This is a genomic window from Halomonas sp. FeN2, assembly GCF_020595105.1.
GTDB classification, from domain to species: Bacteria; Pseudomonadota; Gammaproteobacteria; order Pseudomonadales; family Halomonadaceae; genus Vreelandella; species Vreelandella neptunia.
In genome coordinates this window covers 4,269,418-4,295,983 of sequence record NZ_CP074200.1, presented here as the reverse complement: position 1 = coordinate 4,295,983, position 26,566 = coordinate 4,269,418, and the positions used below count along the sequence as shown (strand labels likewise).

General features: G+C 55.8%; 21 protein-coding genes. 10 read left to right on the top strand and 11 right to left on the bottom strand.

Translation table 11 applies throughout. From position 1 onward, the window contains the following. Positions 1-247: 247 nt before the first annotated feature. Together KF947_RS19715 and KF947_RS19710 are read left to right on the top strand one after the other, a co-directional pair. Entirely contained in the window at positions 248-613 is a 366-nt protein-coding gene (locus tag KF947_RS19715; protein ID WP_133730402.1) for a hypothetical protein, read from the top strand. 10 nt (positions 614-623) lie between these two features. Next, a complete protein-coding gene (locus tag KF947_RS19710) occupies positions 624-2,642 on the top strand; it encodes a pyrroloquinoline quinone-dependent dehydrogenase (RefSeq protein ID WP_227404888.1) in 2,019 nt (672 codons plus the stop codon). An 81-nt stretch (positions 2,643-2,723) separates the two neighbouring features. On the opposite strand, the gene KF947_RS19705 is transcribed toward KF947_RS19710, so the two are convergent. From KF947_RS19705 to KF947_RS19695, 3 genes are read right to left on the bottom strand one after another with little or no spacing between them, the layout of a single operon-like run. After that, positions 2,724-3,845, bottom strand: a complete 1,122-nt coding sequence (locus KF947_RS19705; RefSeq protein ID WP_227404887.1) for a hypothetical protein — start codon at positions 3,843-3,845, stop codon at positions 2,724-2,726. A gap of 34 nt (positions 3,846-3,879) precedes the next feature. After that, positions 3,880-5,586, bottom strand: coding sequence for a 2-isopropylmalate synthase (leuA, locus tag KF947_RS19700; RefSeq protein WP_227404886.1), 1,707 nt, complete (start codon positions 5,584-5,586; stop codon positions 3,880-3,882). Between the two features lie 16 nt (positions 5,587-5,602). After that, positions 5,603-6,493: an ion transporter gene (locus KF947_RS19695; RefSeq protein WP_133730398.1), complete on the bottom strand. Its 891-nt coding sequence runs from the start codon at positions 6,491-6,493 to the stop codon at positions 5,603-5,605. A gap of 175 nt (positions 6,494-6,668) precedes the next feature. Here KF947_RS19695 and KF947_RS19690 point away from each other — a divergent pair, with 175 nt between their 5' ends. From KF947_RS19690 to KF947_RS19665, 6 genes are all read left to right on the top strand, one after another. Further along, on the top strand, positions 6,669-9,509 hold the full coding sequence (locus KF947_RS19690; RefSeq protein ID WP_227404885.1) for a monovalent cation/H+ antiporter subunit A: 2,841 nt from the start codon (positions 6,669-6,671) through the stop codon (positions 9,507-9,509). After that, positions 9,509-9,841, top strand: a complete 333-nt coding sequence (locus KF947_RS19685) for a Na+/H+ antiporter subunit C (protein WP_022523997.1) — start codon at positions 9,509-9,511, stop codon at positions 9,839-9,841. Before KF947_RS19690 ends, KF947_RS19685 begins: the two co-directional genes overlap by 1 nt. Then, positions 9,838-11,349 (top strand): monovalent cation/H+ antiporter subunit D, encoded by a 1,512-nt coding sequence (locus KF947_RS19680; protein ID WP_227404884.1) that lies wholly within the window; start codon positions 9,838-9,840, stop codon positions 11,347-11,349. The genes KF947_RS19685 and KF947_RS19680 overlap by 4 nt, the downstream gene beginning before the upstream one ends. Then, positions 11,346-11,843 (top strand): Na+/H+ antiporter subunit E, encoded by a 498-nt coding sequence (locus KF947_RS19675; RefSeq protein ID WP_008958595.1) that lies wholly within the window; start codon positions 11,346-11,348, stop codon positions 11,841-11,843. The genes KF947_RS19680 and KF947_RS19675 overlap by 4 nt, the downstream gene beginning before the upstream one ends. Further along, positions 11,837-12,106 (top strand): K+/H+ antiporter subunit F, encoded by a 270-nt coding sequence (locus KF947_RS19670; protein WP_008958594.1) that lies wholly within the window; start codon positions 11,837-11,839, stop codon positions 12,104-12,106. Before KF947_RS19675 ends, KF947_RS19670 begins: the two co-directional genes overlap by 7 nt. 67 nt (positions 12,107-12,173) lie before the next feature. Then, positions 12,174-12,560, top strand: a complete 387-nt coding sequence (locus KF947_RS19665; protein ID WP_133730710.1) for a Na+/H+ antiporter subunit G — start codon at positions 12,174-12,176, stop codon at positions 12,558-12,560. Between the two features lie 193 nt (positions 12,561-12,753). Here the strand turns inward: KF947_RS19665 and serB are convergent, their stop codons facing one another. From serB to pgi, 5 genes are all read right to left on the bottom strand, one after another. Next, positions 12,754-13,680 (bottom strand): phosphoserine phosphatase SerB, encoded by a 927-nt coding sequence (gene serB, locus KF947_RS19660; protein WP_133730709.1) that lies wholly within the window; start codon positions 13,678-13,680, stop codon positions 12,754-12,756. Positions 13,681-13,683: 3 nt separating this feature from the next. Next, complete coding sequence (gene parC, locus KF947_RS19655) at positions 13,684-15,939, bottom strand: DNA topoisomerase IV subunit A (protein WP_227404883.1); 2,256 nt, start codon at positions 15,937-15,939, stop codon at positions 13,684-13,686. A gap of 74 nt (positions 15,940-16,013) precedes the next feature. Next, positions 16,014-17,981, bottom strand: coding sequence for a methyl-accepting chemotaxis protein (locus KF947_RS19650; protein WP_227404882.1), 1,968 nt, complete (start codon positions 17,979-17,981; stop codon positions 16,014-16,016). Positions 17,982-18,114: 133 nt separating this feature from the next. Next, on the bottom strand, positions 18,115-20,010 hold the full coding sequence (gene parE / locus KF947_RS19645; protein ID WP_133730394.1) for a DNA topoisomerase IV subunit B: 1,896 nt from the start codon (positions 20,008-20,010) through the stop codon (positions 18,115-18,117). Positions 20,011-20,449: 439 nt separating this feature from the next. Beyond that, the gene (pgi, locus tag KF947_RS19640) at positions 20,450-22,132 is read right to left on the bottom strand and encodes a glucose-6-phosphate isomerase (protein WP_133730393.1); all 1,683 of its coding nucleotides are present in this window, start codon (positions 22,130-22,132) and stop codon (positions 20,450-20,452) included. 159 nt (positions 22,133-22,291) lie between these two features. Here pgi and cmoA point away from each other — a divergent pair, with 159 nt between their 5' ends. Both cmoA and cmoB read left to right on the top strand, forming a co-directional pair. Then, entirely contained in the window at positions 22,292-23,035 is a 744-nt protein-coding gene (gene cmoA, locus KF947_RS19635) for a carboxy-S-adenosyl-L-methionine synthase CmoA (protein ID WP_133730392.1), read from the top strand. Between the two features lie 2 nt (positions 23,036-23,037). Further along, positions 23,038-24,048: a tRNA 5-methoxyuridine(34)/uridine 5-oxyacetic acid(34) synthase CmoB gene (gene cmoB, locus KF947_RS19630; protein ID WP_133730391.1), complete on the top strand. Its 1,011-nt coding sequence runs from the start codon at positions 23,038-23,040 to the stop codon at positions 24,046-24,048. A gap of 19 nt (positions 24,049-24,067) precedes the next feature. On the opposite strand, the gene KF947_RS19625 is transcribed toward cmoB, so the two are convergent. From KF947_RS19625 to KF947_RS19615, 3 genes are all read right to left on the bottom strand, one after another. Then, on the bottom strand, positions 24,068-24,742 hold the full coding sequence (locus KF947_RS19625; protein ID WP_133730390.1) for a zinc metallopeptidase: 675 nt from the start codon (positions 24,740-24,742) through the stop codon (positions 24,068-24,070). 85 nt (positions 24,743-24,827) lie between these two features. After that, positions 24,828-25,946, bottom strand: a complete 1,119-nt coding sequence (locus KF947_RS19620; RefSeq protein ID WP_133730389.1) for an App1 family protein — start codon at positions 25,944-25,946, stop codon at positions 24,828-24,830. Then, on the bottom strand, positions 25,946-26,509 hold the full coding sequence (locus tag KF947_RS19615) for a type 1 glutamine amidotransferase domain-containing protein (protein ID WP_133730388.1): 564 nt from the start codon (positions 26,507-26,509) through the stop codon (positions 25,946-25,948). The genes KF947_RS19620 and KF947_RS19615 overlap by 1 nt, the downstream gene beginning before the upstream one ends. Positions 26,510-26,566 lie beyond the last annotated feature (57 nt).

The following is a 26,566-nucleotide window of genomic DNA, read 5'->3' as shown; positions in this document are numbered from 1 at the left end:
TAAAATCTCCTAAAAATGCGACTTGGTTAGTTAGCTTAGTTTAATAGGTTTAGTTTAGCTGAGGCGCACGCTTTTACAATGCCTCCCCTTCATTGAATAAACAGCACTAGGTGTTGCTACAGTTAATCAAGACATGTCACCCAGATCGTAAAAATATCGTTTTCTGCTAAAGTTATAGTGCTAACGATTTCCGACGTTGAATTAGCCTCAACGTTGGGCATCCCACTCAGCAGGAGGCCATAGCGTTATGTCACCATCCCTCTCGTCCAGACCGGGCGCTCTCGTCCTCTTAATAGCCTCGCTTACCGGGCTTGCCATCGCTGTATATGCCTATTTCACACCACTAACCGGAGTCACTGGAACGCTCGGGGCACTGGTCGCCATTGTGGCCTGCATCGCCCTTGCGATGATGGCGTTACTCCTCTTTAAAGTTAAAGGACGTGGCGCTTCCATCGCCCTGCGGATACTCATCCTGATGGGGCTTGCCGGTACATTTTTCGCCGGGATGCTGCTGCATCAGTGGTGGATCAGTGCAGCCATGGTAGTCGGTCTGATCGGCTTGATTGTTGATATGGTTCGCGCAACCCATCACGCCCGTCTCACCCACACCTGAGGAGCCGCCCATGCCGACACTACTATCCACCCCGTTTAAATCGATAACTCCAGGCTTAGGCGCAGTCACCGCCCTGGCGATGTGTTTTACGCCCTTGCCGTTACTGGCTCAGGATAAACCCAGTGAGCAGGAGAATCCCGAGCAAGAAGAAGCGCCCAGTCGCGCTCCCATCCCGTTGGTGCCTGGCGAGCCGACCTGGGACAGCTTCCATGGCCAGCTTAATGCCCAAAAATATAGCCCGCTTGATCAAATCAATACTGATAACGTCGGCGAGCTGGAGAAGGTATGGGAAGTGCATACCGGCGATGTCGCGGATGGCTCAGGTGAGTTGCCAGCCACCGTTTGGTCAGCTACCCCGGTGTTTGCTAACGATACTCTTTATATTGGCACCCCCTTCTACCGCATACTCGCGTTAGACCCCGGTAGTGGCGAAGAGAAATGGAGTTTCGATACTCAATCATCCCTGGAAGCACTAACTCAACCCGCTTTGAAAAACCGTGGTGTGGCCTATTGGGAAGCCGACGATCCGGTAGCAGGCGAGCCCTGTCAGAAAATTATCTATATGGGCACCATGGATGCACAGCTGTTCGCGATCGACGCCGATAGTGGCGAACAGTGTGCCGATTTTGCCAATAACGGTGTGCTCGACGTCAACCAGTGGAACGACACCAACGACCGCTGGCCGCTTTCGCTATTACAACCCCCTACCGTGGTGGGAGACCACTTGGTGCTCGGCTGGGCGGGGATGGACTGGGCCTACGAACAGGCGCCACCCGGCACCGTTTACTCAATTAATGCCCGCACTGGAGAACGTGAATGGACGTTCCAGGCACTCTCAGATGAGATGCGCGATCAAAGCGGCACTGCCAACGTTTGGACACACATGTCTGCCGACGAGGAGCGCGGCTTAGTTTACTTGCCGGTTTCCTCACCCTCACCGAACTACTGGGGAGGCAATCGCACCGAAGAAGTGCCTCTGGGCACATCCACCACCGCCCTGGATATCGAGACCGGCGAAGTGGTTTGGTCGCGGCAGTGGGTGCATCACGATATCTGGGATTATGATATCAATGCCGCACCAACGCTGATGGACATCACAGTGGATGGTGAAGAAATACCGGCACTCATCCAAGCAACCAAGATGGGCTTTCTGTTCGTGGTTAATCGCGAAACAGGCGAAGACGTTTGGCCGATTGAGGAGCGCCCGGTACCCAGCGGAGACGGCAGCGTTGAGGGCGAAGTTTACGCGCCGACCCAGCCTTTCCCGACTAAACCGGCACCGCTGTTAGATCAATCTGAAAAGCCCAATGTCTGGGCGCTGGCCGACGCGGTTAGCTTTGGGGAGTGCTCTGCGCTGTGGGACGACCTTCACTATGAAGGTATGTACACCCCGCCCACTACCCAAGGCGAAGGCACGCTCGGCTACCCGATCAGTGCGGGCGGCGTACAGTGGGGCGGCGTGGCCTTTGATCCTAAAAGCCAGACGGCGATCGTCAACACTTCGCACATTGTGCAGTACATTAAGCTCTACAATCGAGAAGAGTATGAAAAGGCAGATAGCGGCTCCGGCAACGAAAGCGGCTTCGCCCCCCAGGAAGGCGCGCCCTACGGGATGCGTCTTGAGGTAGCACTTAATCGGCTAGGCATGCCCTGCTGGGAGCCACCCTTTGGCGAGCTTGTCGCTCTGGATATGACCAGCGGTGATATCAAGTGGCGTCGTCCGGTGGGTGCATCGCAACAGTATGGCTTTTATATGCCTGAGAGCTGGGGCTCGCCCACCATCGGTGGCCCGGCTGTCACAGCAGGCGATATTATCTTTATTGGCGCTTCCATGGATGCCAAGGTGCGTGCCTACTCCCTTGAAACCGGCGAGGAGCTCTGGTCGGATCAGACCGAAGCCCCCTCCGTCTCGAACCCCGCGGTCTACGAGTACAACGGTCGCCAATATGTCGCCTTTGTTTCCGGTGGCAATACCATCCTGAAAGATCAGGTAGGTGATCAGCTTGCGGTTTATGCGCTACCAGAATAACCCTTAGCGTAGATAAAATGATAAACGGGGTGGCCTCTGAGGCCGCCCCGTTTACGTTAACAACTACTTTCTCTCACTGCTTCAGCCAAGATCACGGGTCTGAGGCTTGGTACGCCTGGCTAACTGATTGTTTGCCGCCCTAAAGCATACCCGCATCAGCGGCACCAGCAGCCACAGTATCGGCGTGAGTAGCCAGCGGTAGATAAAGCGCGCAATGAAGAGTACTGGAAGTAGCACGATGAACCAGATAAGAAATTGGCCAAACCAAATTGGCCAGCCTAGCCAGGAAGAGAGGTTGGCGCCAAGTGCGCTCACAAGGCTTGGATGGCGAACCACTACATAGGCAGTGCCCGCCACCGCGGCTACTTTGGCCATACGTGGCAACGCCGCAAAACGCCCGCCACCACTCATTAACGCGCCTTGGCGCAAACCAGCACGAGTCCCCTGGGCTTCCACACTGCCCACCCGGGCAGCACGAGCGGCCTTGCCTGCCCGCAGCACCTTCACGGTGCTGGCCATCACGAGTAGATCGACACCGGCCCAGCCTAGATCGGCGGCGCCAATGTCGTCACCCCGCCGCCACTGGCTTTCCAAATCGCGTAGCCCGCTGGTGAAGAAATCGCCTAGGCCCGCAACCAGACGCTCACCCTGTAGCCACTCCACGTCGCCTTGTTCACTGACCACAAACTGGTTGAGCAGCGCGTGACCATTGGCATCCAGCAGCACAATGCCCATCTGCCCACGTCGATAAGGAGTAAACGCTGAATCCGCCTCTCCCTCCTCATCGCTCCACCAGCGGTTGAACTGCTGATAACGCTCGCCGACCCAGTGCTGCGCCCTCAGCGTGGCCACATCGTGACTGCGAAAGTAGCTAATGGGCAGAACGGCATCAGCCCCATAGCGCACCAGTACTCGCTGAAAATCGGGCAGTAAGCCGTACTCCACCAGTACATCGCGGGCTATATCACCATGGCGCAACATCGCCAAAGAGGCGCTCATCCACAGCGCCTGATCGTCAGCATAGCTGAGAAACAGCGCATTGAGCTCCGGTGTTTCCTGCTGTAGTGACGCCTCCAGCGAAGGCAGCGCCCGCTGAGCTTCCAACCGAACCAGTTTGGACTCAAACGGCTCATGGGAAGCTAAGGTTGCTGCTAGCCCGGCGATCACTATCGCGGTTACTACCACTATCTGCCAGGGCCGCATCGCACTCCACCTCACTTAATTGGTAACCGCAGGCTTACCCCAACGTCTCCGCCGTTACGTTGGCCGCCGCAGGCTGGGTCGAGTGGTGGCGATTGATCGCGCTCAATACCCCCTTCATGGACGCGCTGGTAATGCTTTCATCGTTACCGACACCGAATACCGCTTTGCCATCGATACGCACTTCCACGTAGGCAATGGCTTCAGCGTCGGCGCCCTGGCCACGGGAGTGCTCGTGGTAGTCAATAATCTCTACATCGTGACCTGCGGCTGCCAGCGCTTTAACAAAGGCCGCTAACGGGCCGTTGCCCTCGCCCTTTAACGTTTGCCGTGTGCCGTTCTCCTCAATCACGGCGTCCAGCGTAACTTTGGGGCTGTCAGGTTCAGACGACAAACGGTGGTTAACCAACGCAAAGGGCACTCGCTGCTCCAAATACTCATCCGAGAACGCCTGATAGATCATCTGCGAGGTGATCTCACGACCGGTGCGCTCTGCCACTTCCTGCACCACTTGGCTGAACTCGATGGAAAGCCGACGCGGTAGCTCAATACCGTGTTCCTGCTCAAGCAGGTAGGAAACACCGCCTTTACCCGACTGGCTGTTAACCCGAATTACCGCTTCGTAGCTGCGGCCCACATCCAGCGGGTCGATAGGCAAATAAGGCACATCCCAAACGGCATCCGGATTGGCGCGGCGATCCGCCATACCCTTTTTGATCGCATCCTGGTGGGAGCCGGAAAAGGCGGTGAACACCAGGTCTCCCACGTAGGGGTGGCGCGGATGTACCGGCAGTTGGTTGCAGTACTCCACTTCGCGCATGATCGGGGTGATATTGGAAAAATCGAGCTGGGGGTTAACGCCCTGGGTGTACATATTCATCGCCAGGGTGACGATATCAACGTTGCCAGTGCGCTCGCCGTTCCCAAACAGCGTGCCCTCAACGCGATCAGCCCCGGCCATCAGCGTCAGCTCTGCCGCTGCTACGCCGGTACCTCGGTCGTTATGGGGGTGAACGCTGACAATCAAGTGGTCGCGGTTTTTAACGTGGCGACAGAACCACTCGATCTGGTCGGCGTAGTTGTTGGGCGTGGCGACTTCTACCGTGGCAGGCAGGTTCACGATCATGGGCTTATCGGCGCGGGTGCCGTAAGCGTCCATGACCGCTTCGACGATTTCAACGGCAAAATCCATCTCGGTGGTAGTGAAGAGCTCCGGCGAGTACTGGAACGTCCAGTTGGTCTCCGGCGCGGCGTCCATCTGGGCGCGAATCTGCTGGGTTGCTTCGACGGCGATTTGCACGCACTCGGCTTTATCGACATTGAACACCACCCGGCGAAACATAGGATCGGTGGCGTTATAGACGTGGACGATGGCGTTTTTGGCGCCTTGTAGCGCTTCGAAGGTGCGCTCAATCAAGTGCGGACGCGCCTGGGTCAGCACTTGAATGGTCACATCGTCAGGAATTTTATCCTGCTCAATCAGCGAACGTACAAAATCGAAGTCAGTCTGCGAGGCGGAGGGAAATCCCACCTCAATCTGTTTGAAACCGACACTTAACAGCATGTCGAATAAGCGCTGTTTGCGCTCCTGATCCATGGGGTCGATCAGCGACTGGTTGCCGTCGCGCAGGTCAACGCTGCACCAGATAGGCGCCGTCTCGATACGCTTGCTCGGCCACTGGCGGTCGGGCAGATCAACGGCCACAAAGGGGCGGTACTTTTTGGCAGGATCAGTCAACATCATGGCGGCTCTCCTAAAATCAGTCAGTTGTGGGCTTGTCGCTGTGCTTACCGCCCGCGTCATTCTGGTGTGTGGGGGCTGTCGAGTATGCTTGAGAGAGCGCTGACTCCATGCGATCAAGCTGCGCTTTCAGCCCGCGAACATCATTGCGCAGCGACTGCAGCTCGGCTTCTTCACCTTCGCCGTTGTCCAGCGCCATTTGCGCGCTCTCTTTCTGCATCACGTCCAGCACAATACCAATCATCATATTGAGAAAGATAAAGGCGTTCAAAAAGATAAAGGTGAGAAAATAGATCCAAGCGTATGGGTAGACCTCCATGGCCGGATACAGCACAGCGGTGGCCCAGCTCTCAAAGGTCGCCACCTGAAATAGCGTTAGCATGGCCAGGGAAATATTACCCCATAGCCCCTCGTCTACATTGTGAAACAGAAAGCTCCCAATGGCGGCGTATATATAGAAGATGATAAACATCAGCAGTACCACATAGCCCATCCGTGGCACCGACTTCACCAGGGCGCTAAGGAGCATCTGAAGCTCTGGAATCATCGACACCAGGCGCAGTACCCGGAAGATACGCAGCAGCCTAGCCAGTAGCACCATTTCCGAGTCATCCATGGGGATGAGGCTGGCAGTCACAATCAGAAAGTCAAAAACGTTCCAGCCCTTTTTAAAGAAGTCGAGCAGGGTGCGCTCTGCAGCCATTCTGATTAAAATCTCAATCAGGAAAAATATCGTTACCGCAATATCGAGATAGAGCAGCCACTGCTCAACCTGAGTGGTTTCGTCATAGGTCTTTGCCCCGATCACCAGGGCAGAAATGACGATAATGGCGATCACTACCGCTTCAAAAAACTTGTTTGACCGCAGCTTTTCAAATCGGGACTGCCAGGTAGTAAAGGGCTCGCTCATGTAACAAAAAATCTCTCAACGGTTAATCCGCACACTTTATACTAAAATTACACGCCTGCTACACAAGTGATATCCTGTTGTTTCACTTGATGTATCCTACGCCACCAGAACGCCTCTTTAGACGCCCTGTTGGTACTCTTTTGACTTTTTTTACTTTAGCCGCTGGATGATCCCCATGACACTGCTTTGGATAGCCTTATTGCCTCTGCTAGGCGTACTGGTGCCGGCACTCACCGCACGGCGCGGGCGCGGTTTCTGTTCCCTTGCAACGGCGGTGCTGCCCGCTACCGCCCTAGTAATGACGCTACTCAACGTGCCAGCTCTTTTAGATGGCGAGCAGCTACGTTTTTCGGCTACCTGGATGCCGGAGCTGGCATTGAACCTGGCGTTCCGCCTGGATGGGCTATCGCTGCTGTTCAATCTATTGATACTCGGCATCGGTCTGCTGATTATTCTTTATGCTCACTACTATTTAGCCAAAGACGAACCCTATGGCCGATTTTACGCCTTCCTGATGCTTTTTATGGCGTCAATGGTAGGTATTTCCATGTCGGACAACCTGATTCTGCTCTGGCTGTTCTGGGAGTTAACCAGCCTCTCTTCGTTTTTGCTGATCGGCTACTGGTCGCACCAATCGGATGCCCGTAAAGGCGCACGCATGGCGCTCACAGTCACCGGCGCGGGCGGCCTTGCGCTATTGGCGGGCTTACTGCTGCTGGGCGACATGGCGGGCAGCTTCAACATGGGCGATGTGCTGGCTAGCGGCGATGTGATTCTGGCGGATTCCCGCTACCCACTTATGCTCGGTTTGGTACTGCTGGGAGCGTTCACCAAATCGGCGCAGTTTCCGTTCCATTTTTGGTTACCCCACGCCATGGCAGCGCCCACGCCAGTGTCGGCGTATCTGCACTCAGCCACCATGGTTAAAGCGGGCATTTTTCTAATGGCGCGGCTGCACCCCGCTATTGCGGGTAGCGAGCTGTGGAGCGTGGTGGTCTCTCTGGTCGGCATCGTAACCATGCTGTATGGCGCCTGGTTTGCACTGATGAAGACCGACCTGAAGGGTATTCTGGCGTTCTCCACCGTTAGCCATCTAGGCTTGATCACCGTGCTGTTGGGCATCGGCAGTCCCATGGCGATCTTGGCCGCGCTGTTTCACATTCTGAATCACGCCACCTTTAAAGCCGCGCTGTTTATGAGCGCAGGCATCATAGACCACGAGACCGGCACCCGGGAGTTAAAACAGCTAGGGGGTCTGAAAAAAGCCATGCCTGTGACGGCACTACTGACCACCCTGGCTGCAGCAGCGATGGCGGGCGTACCGCTATTTAATGGCTTTTTATCCAAAGAGATGTTTTTCACCGAGACGATAGCCACACCCGTTTTAGGTGGCCTAAGTTGGTTGTTACCCGCGTTAGCGGCGCTTGGCGGCATTCTTTCCGTGGCCTATTCACTGCGTTTAGTACACGCCGTTTTCTTTAAACCGGCTCGTGAAGAACCACCGAAATCGCCCCACGAGCCGCCACACCTCATGCGTTTACCAGTAGAAATATTGGTAGCCCTGTGTGTGATAGTGGGACTTTTCCCGGCCTTTATGGCAACGGGCTTACTTGAACTCGCCAGCCAAGCGGTGATCGGTAGTCCGCTCGATTTCCACCTGGCTATTTGGCACGGCGTGAATCTACCGCTCATCATGAGCGTGATCGCCTTCGTGGTGGGGATTGCACTCTATTGGCGCCATGCCGAGGTGCGTCGATTTACCCAGCAGTTTGCCGGGGTGGATGCCCGGCGAGTGTTCGAGCGTATTCTTGTCGCTATGGGCTACCGCGCCGAACAGTTTATTGCCGCGCTGGAAGGCAATTCGCTACAGCGTTACGTGGGCTGGCTCTGGCTAGGCGCATTAGTTATGGGTGGGATCGGCCTGGTTCAGATCACCGACTTAACGGGTGCTGCCGGCAATCAGGAGCTGGATGGTATCCTTATACTCGGGGCGGGAATGCTGATGTTTGGCGGCGTGGCCACCGCTGCCACTCACCGCTACCGGCTGATTTCTCTGCTGATGCTATCGGTCGTCGGGCTCTTTGTGGCGCTCACCTTTGCTCGTTTTTCGGCGCCTGATTTGGCACTTACTCAGCTTTCGGTGGAAGTCGTCACCATGATTCTGCTGATGCTGGCGCTATTTTTCTTGCCCCAGAAAACCCCACGCGAATCCAGCCCACTGCGCAACGTTCGCGATATGTTGCTAGCCGGCACCCTTGGCTTGGTGATTGCAAGCCTTAACTATGCGGTCATGACCCGCGAGACGCTGTCGATTTCCAGTTTCTTTGTGGAGAACAGCAAGCCCGGTGGTGGTGGCTACAATGTGGTCAACGTGATTCTGGTCGACTTCCGGGGATTCGACACCTTGGGTGAAATCACCGTACTCGCCATCGCAGGCCTGGCGATCTTTAAGCTGCTGAACCGCTTACGCCTGTTTATGCCGCACAGTGACGGCGAAGGCCGGGTATGGTCACCTGACCGCTACCCAGCGGTACTCACGTCAATTTCAATGACGCTGCTGCCACTAGCGCTGTTGGTATCTGCCTTTATCTTCCTGCGCGGCCATAACCAGCCGGGGGGTGGCTTTATCGCGGGGTTGATTACTGCGGTAGCCTTGATCCTGCTGTACATGGCCCGGGGTGTGGCGTGGGCGCAAGAGCGTTTGGACTTCCCTTTCCAACCGGTAGCCGTCATTGGGGTGGCGATAGCCACTCTAACCGGGCTGGGCAGCTGGCTATTTGGTCACCCGTTCTTAACATCCGCATTTGGCTATTTCAGCCTACCGCTCATCGGTACCTTTGAATTGGCCACCGCGCTGCTCTTTGATCTGGGTGTCTACTTAGCGGTGGTGGGCGCTACGCTTATGATTCTTGCCAACCTTGGTAAGGTCACCACCGCTCACCGCCCGGTGACCGAAGCAAGCGAACAGGATGCTGATGCCAACGCCGCCGCCACCTCTGCCAAGGAGCCTCGTTAATGGAACTGCTTTATGCGATGACCACCGGTGTATTGACGGCTTCTGGCCTCTATCTAACGTTACGCGGCCGTACCTTCCCGGTCGTGGTGGGCCTTACGCTGCTCTCTTACGCAGTGAATTTGTTCCTGTTTTCAATGGGGGGACTAACCACTGATGGAGCTGCCATTGTCTCCGAGGGTGCAGGTTTCGCCGACCCGCTGCCCCAGGCACTAGTGCTCACGGCCATAGTGATCGGCTTTGCGATGACGGCGTTTGTGGTGATCCTGGCCATGCGGGCGCGGAGTGAAGTGGGGAACGACCACGTCGACGGTAAAAAGGAAGACCGAGAATGATGCAGCATCTAATTGTTTTCCCTGTCGTTCTGCCGCTAGTCGCGGGCATATTACTGCTCTATCAGCGCCAAGGATTAGTGCGTTACAAGCGCACGGTGAGTGTTGCTGCCACAGTGCTACTGCTGCTGGTCGCGATAGGCCTATTACGCCAAGCCGCCAGTGGTGAAGTCACCTACTACGCACTGGGTGACTGGCAAGCCCCGTTCGGCATAGTGTTAGTGCTGGATCGCCTCTCGGCGTTAATGCTGCTGCTGACCGCCGTATTGGCTGTTGGCGCTGTGGTGTTTGCCTGCGCCGGTGACGATGAAAAAGGCAGCAACTTCCACGGCCTTTTTCAGTGGCAATTGCTAGGCATTAACGGTGCTTTTTTAACCGGTGATTTGTTTAACCTGTTCGTCTTTTTTGAAGTGCTACTGCTGGCGTCCTACGCCCTGCTGCTTCACGGCGGCGGCAAAGCGCGCATTCAAGCCAGCGTCCACTATGTGGTGCTCAATCTGGCGGGGTCCTCGCTGTTTCTGATTGCGGTGGGGATTCTGTATGGCGCTACGGGCACGCTCAATATGGCCGATATGGCGATCCGGGTAGCCGAACTACCCGAAGAGCGTGACGGCTTAGTGAGCGCTGGGGCACTGATGCTGCTGGTGGTGTTTGGGTTAAAAGCCGCCATTCTGCCGCTCTACTTCTGGCTGCCCAAAGCTTACGCCTCGGCCCCCGCGCCAGTGGCGGCGCTGTTTGCCATCATGACCAAAGTGGGTATTTACGCCATTCTGCGCGTCTACTCGCTCATTTTTGGCGATAGCGCTGGCGGTTTGGAGGCGCTGGAACAGCCCTGGGTATGGTGGTTATCGCTTGCCACTCTGGCGGCCGCTGGCGTTGGGGTAATGGCTGCACGGGACTTACGACTGCTGGTTGCTTATTTGGTGCTGGTATCAGTGGGCACGCTGCTGGCAGGTATCGGCATGCGCTCGCCACAGGCGGTCTCTGCGCTACTCTACTATCTGATTCACACTACGTTGATCACCGGTGGTCTATTCCTGCTAGCGGAAATGATTGGCCTCCAGCGCGGCAAAGCGGGCACTCGTATAGTCAAGGGCCGCCCAATGGTGCAGGGCGCAGCACTCGCCATGCTGTTTTTTGTCGGCGCTATCGCCGTCGCAGGCGTCCCGCCGTTCTCCGGTGCTTTCGGCAAAGCATTGATGCTCAATGCTGCCGAAGGTACCCAACGACTATGGCTATGGCCGCTGCTACTGCTAACCAGTTTAGCCTCGCTGATCGCCCTTTCCCGGGCAGGCTCTACGCTGTTTTGGCGAAGCCATCGGGGCACGATCAGCGGTACGCTGCTTTCCCGTTGTCAGTGGTTTGGGGTTATTTGGCTGCTGAGTGCAGCCCCTCTATTAGTCGCCATGGCCGGGCCAGTGAGCAGCTACACTCAAGCCACGGCTGAGCAATTAGCCAACCCCCAGGTGCTGATTCGCACGCTACTACCTGATGCTGGAGATGCCCAATGATTGCTCCGCGCTCCTGGCTACCCACGCCTGTTTTATCGATACTACTGCTAGTCGTTTGGCTGCTGCTGGTACGCAGCTACGCCTTTGGTCAATTCGTACTCGGTGGCTCGTTAGCCATTTTGATCCCTCTGCTGACCCACCGCTTTTGGGATGCGCGACCGCTTATCGCCAAACCTTTCGCGCTTTTGCGGTTTATTTTCCGGGTGCTGGGCGACATTATCACTGCCAACTTTGAAGTGGCTTACTTGATCGCCAACCCGTGGCGCAAACTTAAGCCTCACTTCATTGAATATCCACTTATGCTCGAAGAGCGCTTCACCATTACGCTGCTGGCCAGCACGATCAGCCTGACACCGGGCACCGTATCGGCCAATCTACGCATGGATGGCAAGTCGCTGCTGATTCACGCCTTAAACGTGGACGATGAGGAGGCGCTGATTAACCAGATTCGTGAGCGCTACGAACGTCCGCTCAAGGAGATTTACGAATGCTGAGCATTGCGCTTTATATCACCTTAGCTCTCGTGGTGATGGCACTGTTGATGAATCTCTACCGGCTGACCATCGGCCCCAGCCTGCCCGACCGGGTACTCGCCCTGGACACTATGTACGTCAACTCGATTGCACTGATTGTGCTGCTGGGGCTATGGCTGAACAGCAAAACCTATTTCGAGTCAGCGCTGCTGATCGCTATGCTAGGTTTCATCAGTACGGTAGCGGTGTGCAAATATATTCTGCGCGGAGATATTATCGAATGATGAACGTGATCATCGCCTCCCAAAAGAGGCAGCCGCAATGCCAGAAAGGATTATGCCGGGGGGCGTTATGTCAGGAGTAATAGAGGCGGTTATTTCGCTGCTGCTGGTTGCTGGCGGCATCTTTGTGTTTATTGGTTCGCTAGGGATGGCCCACTTGCGTGACTTTTATATGCGCCTGCATGGCCCAACTAAGGCCACCACTCTGGGTATCGGCTGTATGCTGATCGCTTCGATGATGTATTTCTGGAGCGTGGAGGGCAAACCCGATATTCAGGAAATGTTGATTACGCTCTTCTTGTTCATTACCGCCCCCGTTAGTGCCCACTTGCTGGCCAAGTCCGGCTTGCACCTGCGTTTAAAGCACGCTGATAAAACCCAGGGTAAGCCGGTAGAGCTGCGTCCAGAAGAAGTCGGCGATAAACCGGTTCCCCACCCGGATAAAGGCCATGGCTAAAAACGATAACAATAAAAACGCCTGCCTAAGTGAGCGGGACTTTAGCTCACAACCAACTGGCTTCCAGCATACATAGTCCCACAGTGGGAGGTAGCTTTAGCTCGCGACCCTTTAGGCTGATAATCTTGGGGAGCATTCTGCTCCCTTCGCCCGCTGAAGCGGCCTCCCACAATTAGCTTCCAGCCGCATTACATTACGGGGTTAAATCCTGCTGGTGATAGCCCAGTAGATAGAGCACACCATCAAGGCCCGAGGTTGAAATCGCCTGGCGTGCCTGGGCCCGCACCAAGGGCTTGGCCCGAAACGCAATCCCCATCCCCGCTTTGGCAAGCATTTTGAGATCATTGGCGCCATCCCCCACCGCAACCGTTTGATCCAGAGTAAAACCTTCTCTTAGCGCAATGGACTCTAATAGCTCGGCTTTTCGCTCGGCATCGACGATCGGTTCGCTTACCTCGCCGGTTACCCTGCCATTTTCGATAACTAGTTCATTGGCATGGATCTCATCAAAGCCCAGCTTCTTCTGCAAGTGGCGAGCAAAGTAGGTAAAGCCGCCGGAGAGAATCACAGTGCGATAGCCTAGGCGTTTCAGGTTGGCCATTAAGCGCTCTACGCCTTCCATAAGCGGTAGTTCCTCAGCGATCTCCGCCAGCACGGACTCATCCAAACCATCCAGTTTGCTCATCCGCTCCCGAAAGCTTGCCTTAAAATCCAGCTCGCCACGCATGGCACGCTCTGTGACTTCAGCGACTTCATCCCCCACGCCGTGGCGGCGGGCCAGTTCGTCAATCACTTCAGCTTTGATCAGCGTAGAGTCCATATCGAAACAGACCAAACGGGGCTGAACGTGATCGCGGGTATTCGCTTGGACAACAATATCGACACTCAGGGTTTCGCTCAGTACCAATGCCGCATTGCGGACAGCTTCAATATCCACCTCACCTACCAGACGGTACTCAATACAGTCGATGCACTTATTCTGCTGTAACGAGGCGTCGGCAAGGCGCTGGGTGCTCTTTTCTTGTAGGCCAAACTGCACGATCAGTGCATCTACCTGGGATTGAATATCTGCGGATAAACGCGCCGCTAATACGGTTAGGATCAAGTCACCGCCTGCCATCATTTACTCTCCTGCCTCTAAACGGTCAACTTTTTGGAACCCTCGGGGCAGCTTGCTGCCGCGTCGGCCACGCTCGCCGCGATAATAGGCCAGATCGTCGGCTTTTAGGGTTAGCTTGCGCTTACCGGCATGAATCATCAGCGCGTCACTAGCAGCAAGCACCACAATGCCGGTAACAAACTCCTCCCGGCGGGCGGCGCGTGGGCCAGGGATATCGAGCATCTTATTGCCTTTGCCTTTGGACATTTCCGGTAGTTGATCCAAGGGGAATAGCAGTAATCGGCCCTCGTTTGAAACCGAGGCAACCCACAGCTCGTCACCCTCTGGCACTTCAACCGGCGCCATCACATTGCAGCCTTTGGGCAGGCTAAGCACCGCTTTACCGGCTTTGTTTTTACCGATGAGCGTATCGAGCCGCGCCACAAAACCATAACCGCCGTCAGTGGCAAGCACGAAGCGCCGCTCCGGCGGTGCGAACATCAGCCCCGCCATTTTAGCCCCGGCGGCAACGTTAGCACGCCCGGTGACCGGCTCACCCTGGCCCCGCGCACTGGGTAGGTTATGCGCCGACAGCGTATAGGCACGCCCGGTGTCATCCAGCAGTACCAGGGGCTGATTGGTTTTACCTTTCGCCGCCAGTTGGAAGCTATCCCCGGCTTTATAAGAGAGCCCCTCGGGATCGATATCGTGTCCCTTGGCCGCACGAATCCAGCCTTTATCGGAGAGCACCACGGTAATCGGGTCGGCGCCCAGCAGCTCAACTTCTGAAAGCGCCTTGGACTCTTCACGCTCTACCAGCGGTGAACGACGCTCGTCGCCATGCTCTTTACCCGCCGCGCGGATCTCTTTTTCGATCAGCGTAGTGAGCTTGGCTTCGCTGCCCAGCAGCCCCTCTAAATATTTGCGCTCTTTTTCCAGTTCATCCTGCTCGCCGCGAATTTTCATCTCTTCGAGCTTGGCAAGGTGACGCAGGCGCAGCTCTAAAATGGCTTCCGCTTGGCGCTCGGAGAGATTAAAGGTCGCCATCAGCGAAGCTTTCGGATCGTCCTCTTCACGAATGATGCGGATCACTTCGTCCAGATCAAGGTAGGCGATCAACAAGCCTTCCAGGATATGCAGTCGGTCTTCAACTTTGCCTAAGCGGTGCTCTAAACGACGGCGCACCGTGCTGCGACGAAACTGCAGCCACTCACCCAGCATTTCCGGCAGCGGCATGACCCTTGGACGGCCATCCAGACCGATCACGTTCATGTTCACCCGCACGTTCTTTTCCAGATCGGTGGTAGCGAACAGGTGCGCCATCAATGACTCTACGTCAATGCGGTTGGAGCGCGGCTCAATGACCAGACGCGTAGGCTCTTCGTGGGTCGACTCATCGCGCAGGTCAGCCACCATGGGCAGCTTTTTGGCCTGCATTTGCGCGGCAATCTGCTCCAATACTTTGGCACCGCTGACCTGATAGGGCACGGCGGTGATAACAATATTGGCTTCTTCGCGGATGTAGCGGGCACGCAATTTGACCGAGCCACGACCGGATTCGTAGAGCTTCCGAAGATCCGCGGGCGGGGTAATAATTTCCGCATCGGTGGGAAAATCCGGCGCGGGCACGAATTCCATTAAATCGGCAGTCGTCGCCTTGGGATTGCGCAGCAGATGACAGGTAGCTTCAACCACTTCCGACACGTTATGAGGGGGAATATCGGTGGCCATGCCAACCGCAATCCCCGTGCCGCCATTGAGCAGCACATGGGGTAACTTGGCCGGCAGTACCAGCGGCTCCTGCATGGTGCCATCAAAGTTGGGCGCCCAATCGACGGTGCCTTGGCCTAGTTCACCCAGCAGCACTTCGGCGAACTTGGAAAGCTTGGCTTCGGTGTAGCGCATGGCGGCGAAGGATTTGGGGTCGTCGGGACTACCCCAGTTGCCTTGGCCGTCTACCAGCGGGTAGCGGTAGCTAAACGGCTGCGCCATGAGCACCATGGCTTCGTAGCAGGCGCTGTCGCCATGGGGGTGGAATTTACCCAGTACGTCACCGACGGTACGCGCCGACTTTTTGTACTTGGCATTGGCGTGCAGCGCCAGCTCGCGCATGGCGTAAATGATTCGCCGCTGCACGGGTTTCATGCCGTCGCCGATATTGGGCAAGGCGCGGTCGAGAATGACGTACATCGAGTAGTCGAGGTACGCTTTTTCAGTGTAGTCGCGCAGGGAGAGACGCTCGACGTCTCCTTCCGCTACTTGAATATCCATGTCGATCATATCCTACCTTGACAACAAAACCGCCCCTGTTGGGGCGGCTGATAAGCGGACACGCGGCCACTTAACATGGCTCGCTATGTTAATTGATACCTTTCGTTTGATGCATTAGATAGCGCTGCCGTAGATGACGATTCGTGAGAACTACCGTGGAACTCATCTAACAACCCTTTTAAGCGCTGAGCCTGTAACGACAGCTCATTGGCAGCACTCGCTGCTTCGCTAACCAACCCGGCATTTTGCTGCGTCACCGTATCCATTTGCGTGACCGCCCGGTTGATCTCATCAATACCGTTGGTCTGCTCGCCAGATGCTTGGCTGATTTCGCTAATACGTGCAGTAACCTCTTCAATCGCCACCACGATATCTTTCATGGCGGATTCAGCTGCTTGGGCATAGCCACTACCGGTGGCAATCTGCTCCGAGGTGGTTTTAATCAGCCCATTAATGTTTCTGGCAGAAGCAGCACTGCGCGATGCCAGCTCACGTACTTCGCTGGCCACTACCGCAAAGCCACGCCCATGTTCACCGGCTCGCGCCGCTTCCACAGAGGCATTTAACGCTAAAATATTGGTTTGGAAGGCAATATTTTCAATCACATCGACTATCGAAGAGACCTCAGTAGAGCTTGCGTTGATGGCCTCCATGGATTGCGCCAGCCGTGATACCTGCTCTCCACCCTGTTTCACTTTTTCTGCTGACTCTTTCGCGCGCTGATCCGCCTCTTGAGCGTTATCAGCATTGCGCTTCACCGTAGCGGCCATCTCTTCCATCGTAGAAGAAGTCTCTTGCAGAGAAGCCGCTTGCTGCTCAGTGCGGCTAGAAAGCTCGGTATTGCCCGCGGCAATTTCCGTCGACTCACTGGCAATGGCATCCGCGACACCACGCACGTCACCAAACAGACGCTGTAACTTCTCCGCGTAGCGATTAACGGCACCGCGTAGCTCGCCGATTTCATCATCGCGATAAATGGTCAGTTCACGGCTGGAACCGCCCTGGCCCAGTTGATCAATCTGCCCAGTAGTACTGCGAATCTGACGTAACAGGATACGCCCGCCCCACCAGCCTAGCGCCAGCAGCAGCGCCAACAGCGGTAAAATAAACATCAATAAATCACGCGTTAAGGTGCGCGCCAAGGCCGTTACCTGTTCGCTAGGCGTTACCAAACCGAGTGTCCAGCCAGTGTCTGGCATATCAAACAAACGCACTGCCGCAGGCTCATCTAAAACGCCCGCACTTTCGACATTGGCCTCCTCGCGGCCAGCCTCAACGGCCTCTACAACGGGCTGGAGCCAAGGCATGTCCCCCACTAAATCGCCCAGGCCGCGCATTTCATCCGACGCCTGCTCAACGCCCGGCAGGTCAATCACGTTGTGATCTTTATCCAGTACAAAGGCATAGCCGCCCGTTCCACCACCATTTTCGGCGAGAAACTCAGCAACACCGTTTAACTGCATATCAATGGTGGCCACACCGGCAAAGTCATTATCGAGGTAATAAGGCACGCTACAAGTCACCATCGCGACGCCGGTCGCCGGATCGCGATAAGCAGCAGACCAAACACACTGCCCTGGGGTGGCATCACGAGCACTGCTGTACCATGCCTCATCATGATAGGCGGCAATATCGCTTGCGTTATAGTCATCCAAAAACTCCAGCTCGCCCTGGGCATTGCGTGCCCAGAAAAAGCTAAAGCGCTCGACACCTGAGGAAAATGCGCCGGGTTCCGGCCAAATACCACCTCCCGCCACCGTGGCATTACCGTTGTCATCCACGACATTCGGCAAGGCCTCAAGGTAAATGGCTTCTTCACGGGGCAGCGATTCGGCCAAAGCCGCCAAGCTCGATGTATTACCTTCGACCCGGGCTAATTGGCCATTGAGCGCATTGACAATCGAGCCCCCCGTACGCTCTATCAATGACTGGCTCGCATCGATAACCAGCGGCTGACCTCGCCACGCCATAACGCCATAAATACTGGCCGCCATTAGAAGCATAAGTACAAGTGCAGACAGCGTTAACTGTCGAGATATCGTGTTAAACAAAAGCCTTCCCCCTATATATGAATGTATGTTTATTAGGTCTTTTAGTTTGTAAGCTCTACATTCAACTATCGGCTAAAGTACGCTTTACTGTAATAACGTCAATAACGCTTTGTTAACGCTTATCTGCTTTTACCTACACTTCGATATCGGCAAGATTACCGTAATCTTCCAGCCACTTTTTGCGATCACTGGCGCGCTTTTTGGCCAGTAGCATATCCATCATTTCCATGGTGCCGTCGCCCTCCGTTAAGGTGAGCTGCACCAGGCGCCGGGTTTCCGTCGACATGGTGGTTTCACGCAGTTGCAGCGGACTCATTTCACCCAAGCCTTTAAAGCGCTGTACGTTAGGCGTGCCGCGTTTGTTGGCCAGTTGCTTGAGAATGGCGGCTTTTTCGCTCTCATCCAAGGCGTAGTGCACTTCTTTCCCCAGATCGATACGGTAAAGCGGTGGCATGGCGACATACACATGCCCTGCATCTACCAAGCTCGGGAAGTGGCGCACAAACAGCGCGCAGAGCAGCGTGGCAATGTGCAGGCCATCGGAATCGGCGTCGGCGAGAATACAGATCTTGTGGTAGCGCAGTTTTTCCAGATCAGCGCTGCCGGGGTCGGCACCGATGGCAACCGCGATATCGTGAACTTCCTGGGAGCCATAGATATCGTGGGTTTCAACTTCCCAGGTGTTTAGGATTTTACCGCGCAGCGGCAGTATCGCCTGGGTCTCGCGGTTACGCGCCTGCTTGGCACTGCCGCCGGCGGAGTCCCCTTCGACCAAAAACAGCTCGCTCTGGGCAGGGTCTTGGCCTGAGCAGTCCGCTAGCTTACCGGGCAGCGCCGGGCCGGACGTGACCTTTTTACGGGCCACTTTTTTGGCTTTTTTCTGGCGGTTCTGCGCCGCGCTGATGACCAGCTCGGCAATCGCTTCGGCTTGATCCACGTGGTGATTCAGCCAGAGCGAGAAAGCGTCTTTAACGACGCCGGAAACAAACCCCGCAATCGTGCGTGATGACAGCCGCTCTTTGGTTTGTCCAGCAAACTGCGGGTCAAGCATTTTGACCGAGAGCACAAAGGAGGTGCGCTCCCAGAGATCATCGGCGGTGAGTTTGATGCCGCGGGGCAACAGGTTGCGGTATTCGCAGAATTCGCGCAGCGCGTCCAGCAGCCCGGAACGAAAACCGTTTACGTGGGTGCCGCCCTGGGGAGTAGGAATCAGGTTAACGTAGCTCTCCAGCAGCGCTTCGCCGCCTTCCGGTAGCCATTGAATCGCCCAGTCCACGCCGTGCTCATCGTCGTTGAAGTGGCCCACAAAAGGCTCCTTGGGCAGTACTTCATAACCATCGGTGGCTTCAACTAAATAGTCGCGCAAACCATCGGCGAACTCCCACTCGGTGGAGGTGCCGTCAGGTTCTACCAGCGTGACTTTTAAACCGGGACACAGCACCGCTTTGGCACGCAACAGGTGTTTCAACCGGGTTAGCGCTAGCTTGGGACTATCGAAGTAGCTCTCGTCCGGCCAGAAACGCACCAAAGTGCCGCTCGCCCGCTTGGGGGCTTTGCCAATTTCATGCAGCTCTTCGACTTTCTCACCGAACTCAAAGGCCATGGCATGGCGGGCGCCATCCCGGGTGACTTCTACATCTAACCGGCGCGACAGCGCGTTAACCACCGAGACCCCTACCCCGTGTAGGCCGCCCGAGAAACGGTAGCTAGTCGAGGAGAATTTGCCACCCGAGTGCAATTTGGTAAAGATCAGCTCAACGCCTGAAACACCGTGCTCCGGGTGTAGGTCGATGGGCATACCACGGCCGTTATCCTGCACTTCAATCCCGCCGTCGCTATGTAGCACGACATTGATCATGGTGGCGTGGCCCGCTAGCGCTTCATCGACGCTGTTATCAATGACTTCCTGAGCAAGGTGATTGGGGCGAGTTGTGTCGGTATACATACCGGGACGCTTACGTACCGGCTCGAGGCCCGACAGGACTTCGATGGAACTCGCGCCGTACTGAGAGGCATCAAACTGGGTCATGTAACGTCGGTTCCCTGAAAAATCGTACTTGGCAAATCGTGCTGAACAAACAATCCTGACAGCCGTGTTGGGTGTTAAATTGATCGTTAAAGAATCTTTACTAACAATGGTCGGCGGCGGCAGCCTGATAATGGCATCGGTGGGAGGTAGCTTTAGCTCGCGACCATTTCGGCTGCCAGCCTCATAGTCTTGGGGGTGCCTGCGGCACCCTTCGCCGAAGTGTCGGACCACCACTGACGCGGCCTCCCCCATAAGACAGCTCGTTTAGCGATTTCAGCTTAACCCGTGAGATTCAAAAGATGTTTCTTAATCTATATGAGGTAAAGAATAACCGAGCACATGATAGCGGAAAAGCAAAAAGCTGTATATCTAGCCATGCTTATCAATGGCAAAGTGGAAAGGGCTACTTCATCAATGAGACTTAGAGGGGCGCCTTTACTCACTCCTTTTCCGCCGCCCAAAACGCCTCAATCAATCCCTTACTGGAAGCATCCATCCGCGATAGATCTCCCTCATGGTCGATAATCTTTTGGGTATCCGTGGCAATCTGTTTGCCCAGCTCAACGCCCCACTGATCGAACGGGTTGATATCCCAAATCACCGCCTGAACAAAGACTTTGTGCTCGTAAAGGGCGATAAGCGAACCCAGGGTCGCAGGGGTAAGCTGGTCGAGCAGCACCGTCGTTGAGGGTTGGTTGCCACGGTAGCGCTTGTGTTCCGGCCGTGGCCCGTCATCTTCCAAAGCATCATCACCAAGCATAAGAACACGGGACTGCGCAAAGCAGTTGGCCAGTGCCAGGCGATGCTGGGTTTTAAGGTGGCGGCGGGTGTCCGGGTCTTCCACCTCATCGTACCGCTTGAGTGGCGCGATAAAATCACACACCACCGGTTGAGTGCCCTGGTGTAATAGCTGATAAAACGCGTGCTGGGCGTTGGGGCCCAACTGACCCCAGAGCACAGGGCAGGTGGAGTAGTTAATCGGCTGCCCTTGACGGGTAACCGACTTGCCGTTGGACTCCATCTCAAGCTGTTCAAGATAGGCGGCGAAATACTCCAAGCGCCCATCGTAGGGCAGAATAGAGTGCGCGCGGATATCCAGGAAATTGACGTTCCAGATGCCCGCTAACGCCAGCAGCACGGGCAGGTTCTCCGCCATTTCTGCCTCAGCAAAATGGCGATCCATGGCGTGCGCACCCGCTAAAAACTCACGGAAATTCGCCATCCCAACCACCAGCGCAATGGGTAAGCCAATGGTGCCCCATAGCGAGTAGCGTCCGCCTACCCACTCCCAGAAGGTCAACTGGTGATCGTCAGCGATGCCCCACTCGGTCATTTTCTCGGGGCTCGCCGACACACCAATAAAGTGCTGACGCACCACCAGCTCAGCGCTGATCGGCGTCGCACCATGCTGGGTCAAGCGGCTAAGTAACCACTCCCGAGCAGTGTTAGCGTTGGAGAGCGTATCGATGGTGGTGAACGACTTGGATGACAACACAAAGATAGTGGTTTCAGGATTCAATCGGCTCAAATAGTCCGCTAACTGGGAGCCGTCCATGGTGGAGGCAAAATGCACCTCAACCGGATGAATATCCTTGGGTCGGAAATCTGCCAACGCATGGGTCACCATTAATGGGCCCAGATCTGAACCGCCCACGCCCAGGTTAACCACATGCCGAATCGGCTTGCCGGTGGCACCACGCCACTGCCCTGCGTGCAGCCGGCTAACCAAGCGCTCCATTTGGGCAAGGCTTTCATGCACGGCAGCGACGATATCTTCCCCCTCAACCTCCAGCGTCGCATCGGCGGGTAAACGCAGCGCCGTATGTAACGCCGGGCGGTTTTCGCTGACGTTCACTCGCTTACCGCTCAGCAGCGCTTCAATGGCAGAGGGTACGCCCGCTTCACTGGCCAGCGTAAACAGATGTTCGAGGGTATCGTCATCCCAGCGCTGCTTGGAAAGATCCAGCGTCAAGCCCGCCACCTGGCGAGTAAAGCTTTCCCACCGGGAAGGCTCGGTGCCAAACAGCGTTTTCAAGTGAACGTGCTGCAGCGTTTCAGCGTGATGCTTTAACGTTTGCCATGCCGGTAACGTATCGGGTGTAGCGCTTGATGCTGAGGCCATTTAGCTTCTCCAGTGGCGTCGATCCTTGCAGCGAGGTTCATTAAACAGGTTAATAACCTTAAACAGGGCTGTTCTATACGAGTCTGTGCTAGACAGGCCTGTTCTCGTCAATTAAGGGCGCGTAAACTAGCACGCCTTTTCCATGATCCCGGCTTGCCCATGAGTGATGCATCTTACCGTGACGCTATCTTTTCGACACCCCTTGACCGAGTTGCGCGGTTCTCTTTCGATGAAAAGGTGGTCGCGTGCTTTCCCGACATGATTCGCCGATCGGTACCTGGCTACGGACAAATCCTTGGCATGTTGAGCTTAATTGCCCAGCGCCACCTGCGCCATGGCGCCCATGTCTATGATTTGGGCTGCTCGCTGGGCGCTTCCGGCCTTGCGCTGGCAGGGGCGCTGGCGCCTGACGCCTTTCGCTACACGGGCGTTGACCTATCGCCCGCCATGGTCGCCCAGGCTCGGCAAACCTTTGCTGACGAGTGCCCAGCGTACGCTATGCAGGTCGAAGAAGCCGACATTCGTACCCTTGAGTATGCGCCTTCGGGCATGATCATTCTCAATTTTACCTTACAGTTTTTACCCGCCGCCGACCGCGATGCGCTACTGGCGCGGCTTTATGCAGCGCTGGAACCCGGCGGCGTGTTGATTCTCTCCGAGAAAACCGTCGACGCCGACGAGCGCGACAACGCCTGGCGGGTAGAACGCTACCACGATTTCAAGCGTGCCAATGGCTACAGTGATCTGGAAATCAGTCAGAAGCGCACCGCTCTTGAGAACGTGCTGGTGCCGGATACCCTCGATGCACTTCATGACCGTTTGAAACAAGCAGGCTTTCCGCGCTCGATGACCTGGTTCCAGTACCTTAACTTTGCCTCGCTGATTGCGTTTAAGGAGGGTTAAAGGTGGCGCCACTACCCGACGATCATCGCGCAATTTATCAGGCGTTTTTAGATCAAGCGACGCTTGATGCCTCGCTAACACCCTGGCTAGCGAAGCTTCCCGAGCAGTTAGCTCACGGGCTTGACCGTAACCGCCACGGCGATTTATCCGCCTGGGAAAAAGCCGTAGCCAAGCTTCCGGCGCTGCCCGCCGAGCGACGCGTGGATTTAAACAGCGACACCATAAGCGTTGATCTTGATCTTAGCGATAGCCAGCAGCGCCAGTGTTTTAACCTGCTTAGAAAACTCGCCCCCTGGCGTAAAGGCCCTTTTCAACTGGGCGGCATTCATATTGATACCGAGTGGCGCTCAGACTGGAAATGGCAACGAGTGGCTCCCCACCTGGCGCCACTAAAATACCGCAAGGTGCTCGATGTGGGAGGTGGCAGCGGCTACCACGCTTGGCGGATGGCTGGGGCTGGGGCTGCTTTCGTATTAGTGATCGACCCTTCGCCGCGCTTCTACTGGCAGTTTCAGGCGGTGCGCCACTTCGTCGGCGATGCCGATGACGGCAGAACGCAGTTTTTACCCGTGGGTATCGAAGATGTGCCAGAGAACCTGGGCTTTTTCGATACGGTATTTTCCATGGGCGTTCTGTACCATCGCCCTGCCCCCCTTGAGCACCTTCAGCAGTTGAGAGCCGCCTTGGCGCCGGGCGGCGAGCTGGTGCTGGAAACCCTGGTAGTCGAAGGCGACGAGCAGACCGTATTTGTGCCCGGTGAACGTTACGCCGCCATGCCCAACGTCTACTTCCTGCCCTCTTCCACGGCGCTGTGCCACTGGCTGGAGCGCTGCGGTTTTACCAACGTGCGTGTGGTTGACGAAGCCATTACCACGTTAGACGAACAACGCTCAACCGAGTGGATGACCTACCAATCGTTGGCTGATTTTCTCGACCCCAACGACCGCACCCGCACCATTGAAGGCTACCCGGCTCCAAGAAGGGCAGTAATTCTGGCTAATAAACCGGGGTAGGCTCTGTTTACTGTCCGATTCACCGCCGTAAAATCACCAGCCAGCGCCCAAGATTCATGACGCTGGCCAGCGAGGCGGCCACGTAGGTAAACGCGCAGGCGGTGAGTACGTGTCGGGCACCGGACATATCGTAAGGCGGGACGTACTCTTTCAATAGCGGCAGCGCGCGGTTAAAGCTGGCATCGAACTCAACCGGCAGAGTCACTAGATGCACTAATGCCGCAGTGCCAAAGCTAATCACTGCCATGGCGATCACTATCGCCAGTCCACCCGGCAAGCGCGTTAGCAGAAATAGAAAAGGCGCGGCCATCATCAATAGTGCGCCGAGTTTTTCGGCTTTTTGGGCGACGCCGACTAAGCGGCTTCGGGCCAGTAGCGGTGCGTAGCCCTGGTGATGCTGAATGGCGTGCCCTACTTCATGGGCAGCCACCGTGACGGCCGTTAGCGAACGCCCATCGTAGTTATCCGGAGAAAGACGTACGCAGCGGGTTTCAGGGTCGTAATGGTCACCGAACTCAGTGCGCTCAACGCTGGCGCCCTCAATGCCATGTCGGCGCAGCAAATGATCGGCAAGTTCTGCACCCGTGCCCGGGTAATCGTCACGGCCGCGGGTATGGCGTTTAAGCACCCACTTGGCCCATACATTGGGGAGCACAAATACCGCCAGCGCAAAAATGATCAGCACAACAACCATGGCAGTCCCTATCTACAAACAACCGTCGTTAAACACACTTCTTTCGTAGCGTACTTTTACCATGGGGACTGACTTGGCAACAGCGTTATGCGGGATCGTTGCGATGCTCTTCCACTTCGCGCTGTACTGCCGCTAAGCCGTGGGCAGAGATATCGCCCTGGGCATGGGCGTGTTCGGCAATTAGCACGCTATCCGCGGCGAGCACTAAATCACACTGGGTGCCGACTAACTCATCCCGTAACCGCTGGATGGCCTGCTCGCGCTTGGGGTTTTTATCCACTCGACGAATGTAAATCGCTTTAATCCGATCCGGGTAGGCTTTCACGATCTCAATATAAACTTCTGGATCGTGCTGACCGCTGTCGCCAATGAGAATACACGGCATATCATTGTAAAGCGTCAACATGCGGTCGATCAGTTCGCGCTTATGCTCTTCTGCGCGGCGCGGCCACGGACGGCGCAAAGAGATGCCCCATTCGCGTAAAAAAATAATCGGCCCAACGGGGATGCGGTTGATCTGAAAAAAGGTTTCGAGCATTTCATATATCGCCCAAGGGCCACGGGATACATACAAAATGGGCCGCTCGGCGCGTTCACTAACGCCGCGATGTAAAGCTTGATAAAGTGGCGCAACACCAGGAAAGGCGGTGCGGCGATGAGGCTTTTTAACAAATAAGCGGTAAAGCATTTTGAGCTTTTCCGCCACCCCGGTAAACATAACGGTGTCATCGATATCACTGATGATCAGCAAATCCGCCTCTGGCGGAGGTACGTAAACTTCTACGTGAGTACGCACCGGCGTCTGCCCCGAGCAGTGCACTAGAATATCGGCGCGGTGCCAGGAGACATCAATGGGCAGGGTGTGACTAATCGGTAAGTGGACGTCGAAATAGCCATCTCGATCCGTGCCGACGCAGAGCTTGTTTTCGCCGATGTGAATTTCTACCTGCGCATTGGCCAGCCCCCGGCGTAAAACGCGCCGTGCCACGTCCGCAGTATCGCGTAGCATGCCATGGCGAGGGATGGCTCGGCCTAGTGCGGCTTGGCGAAACACCCTACCCATGACAAAAACTTCACGCTGGGAACCATAGCCGCGGTAAGGATGAACCACCATCCCGCCGCGGCTACTGTCTCCTTTGATGGGTTTGGCAATAACGTGGACAAGCCTTTTGACAAAGCTTGCCCACTGGCGCAATACGCTCATCAAGCGTGTTGACCGGAGTGACGCCCTTCCTGCAGCTCTTCGAGTAACTTGGCATTAAAGGCATCCAAGTCTTTCGGCGTCCGGCTGGTGACTAGTCCGCTGTCCACAACCACCGGCTCATCGACCCACTCGACGCCAGCATTACGTAAATCTTGCGCGACACTGGGTACCGAGGTCATGCGGCGGCCTTCAACCACGCCTGCATTAATTAAAATCCACGGCGCATGGCAGATAGCGGCGACAGGCTTACCTGCCTGAAAAAACCCTTTAACGAAACTCAAGGCATCGTCGTTGATGCGCAGTTCATCGGGGTTGAATAAACCACCCGGAAGTACCAAGGCGTGATAGTCAGACTCACTGGCATCAGCAAGGGCTTTATCGGCTTCATAGGTGTCGCCCCAGTCGGTTTCCGCCCAGGCGCGGATTCCTTTACCGTCGGGTGTCACTACGTGAACCTCGACACCCTCTTTCTGCAAGGCGGCGTGCGGTACGCTCAGCTCAGACTCTTCAAAACCATCTGCGGCTAAAATCGCAACACGTTTACCGTTCAGTGCTTGTTTCATCATGCTCTCCTTTTCGTGATGATTGGCGTTAGTAACGCCCCACTAGTGTGGCGTATA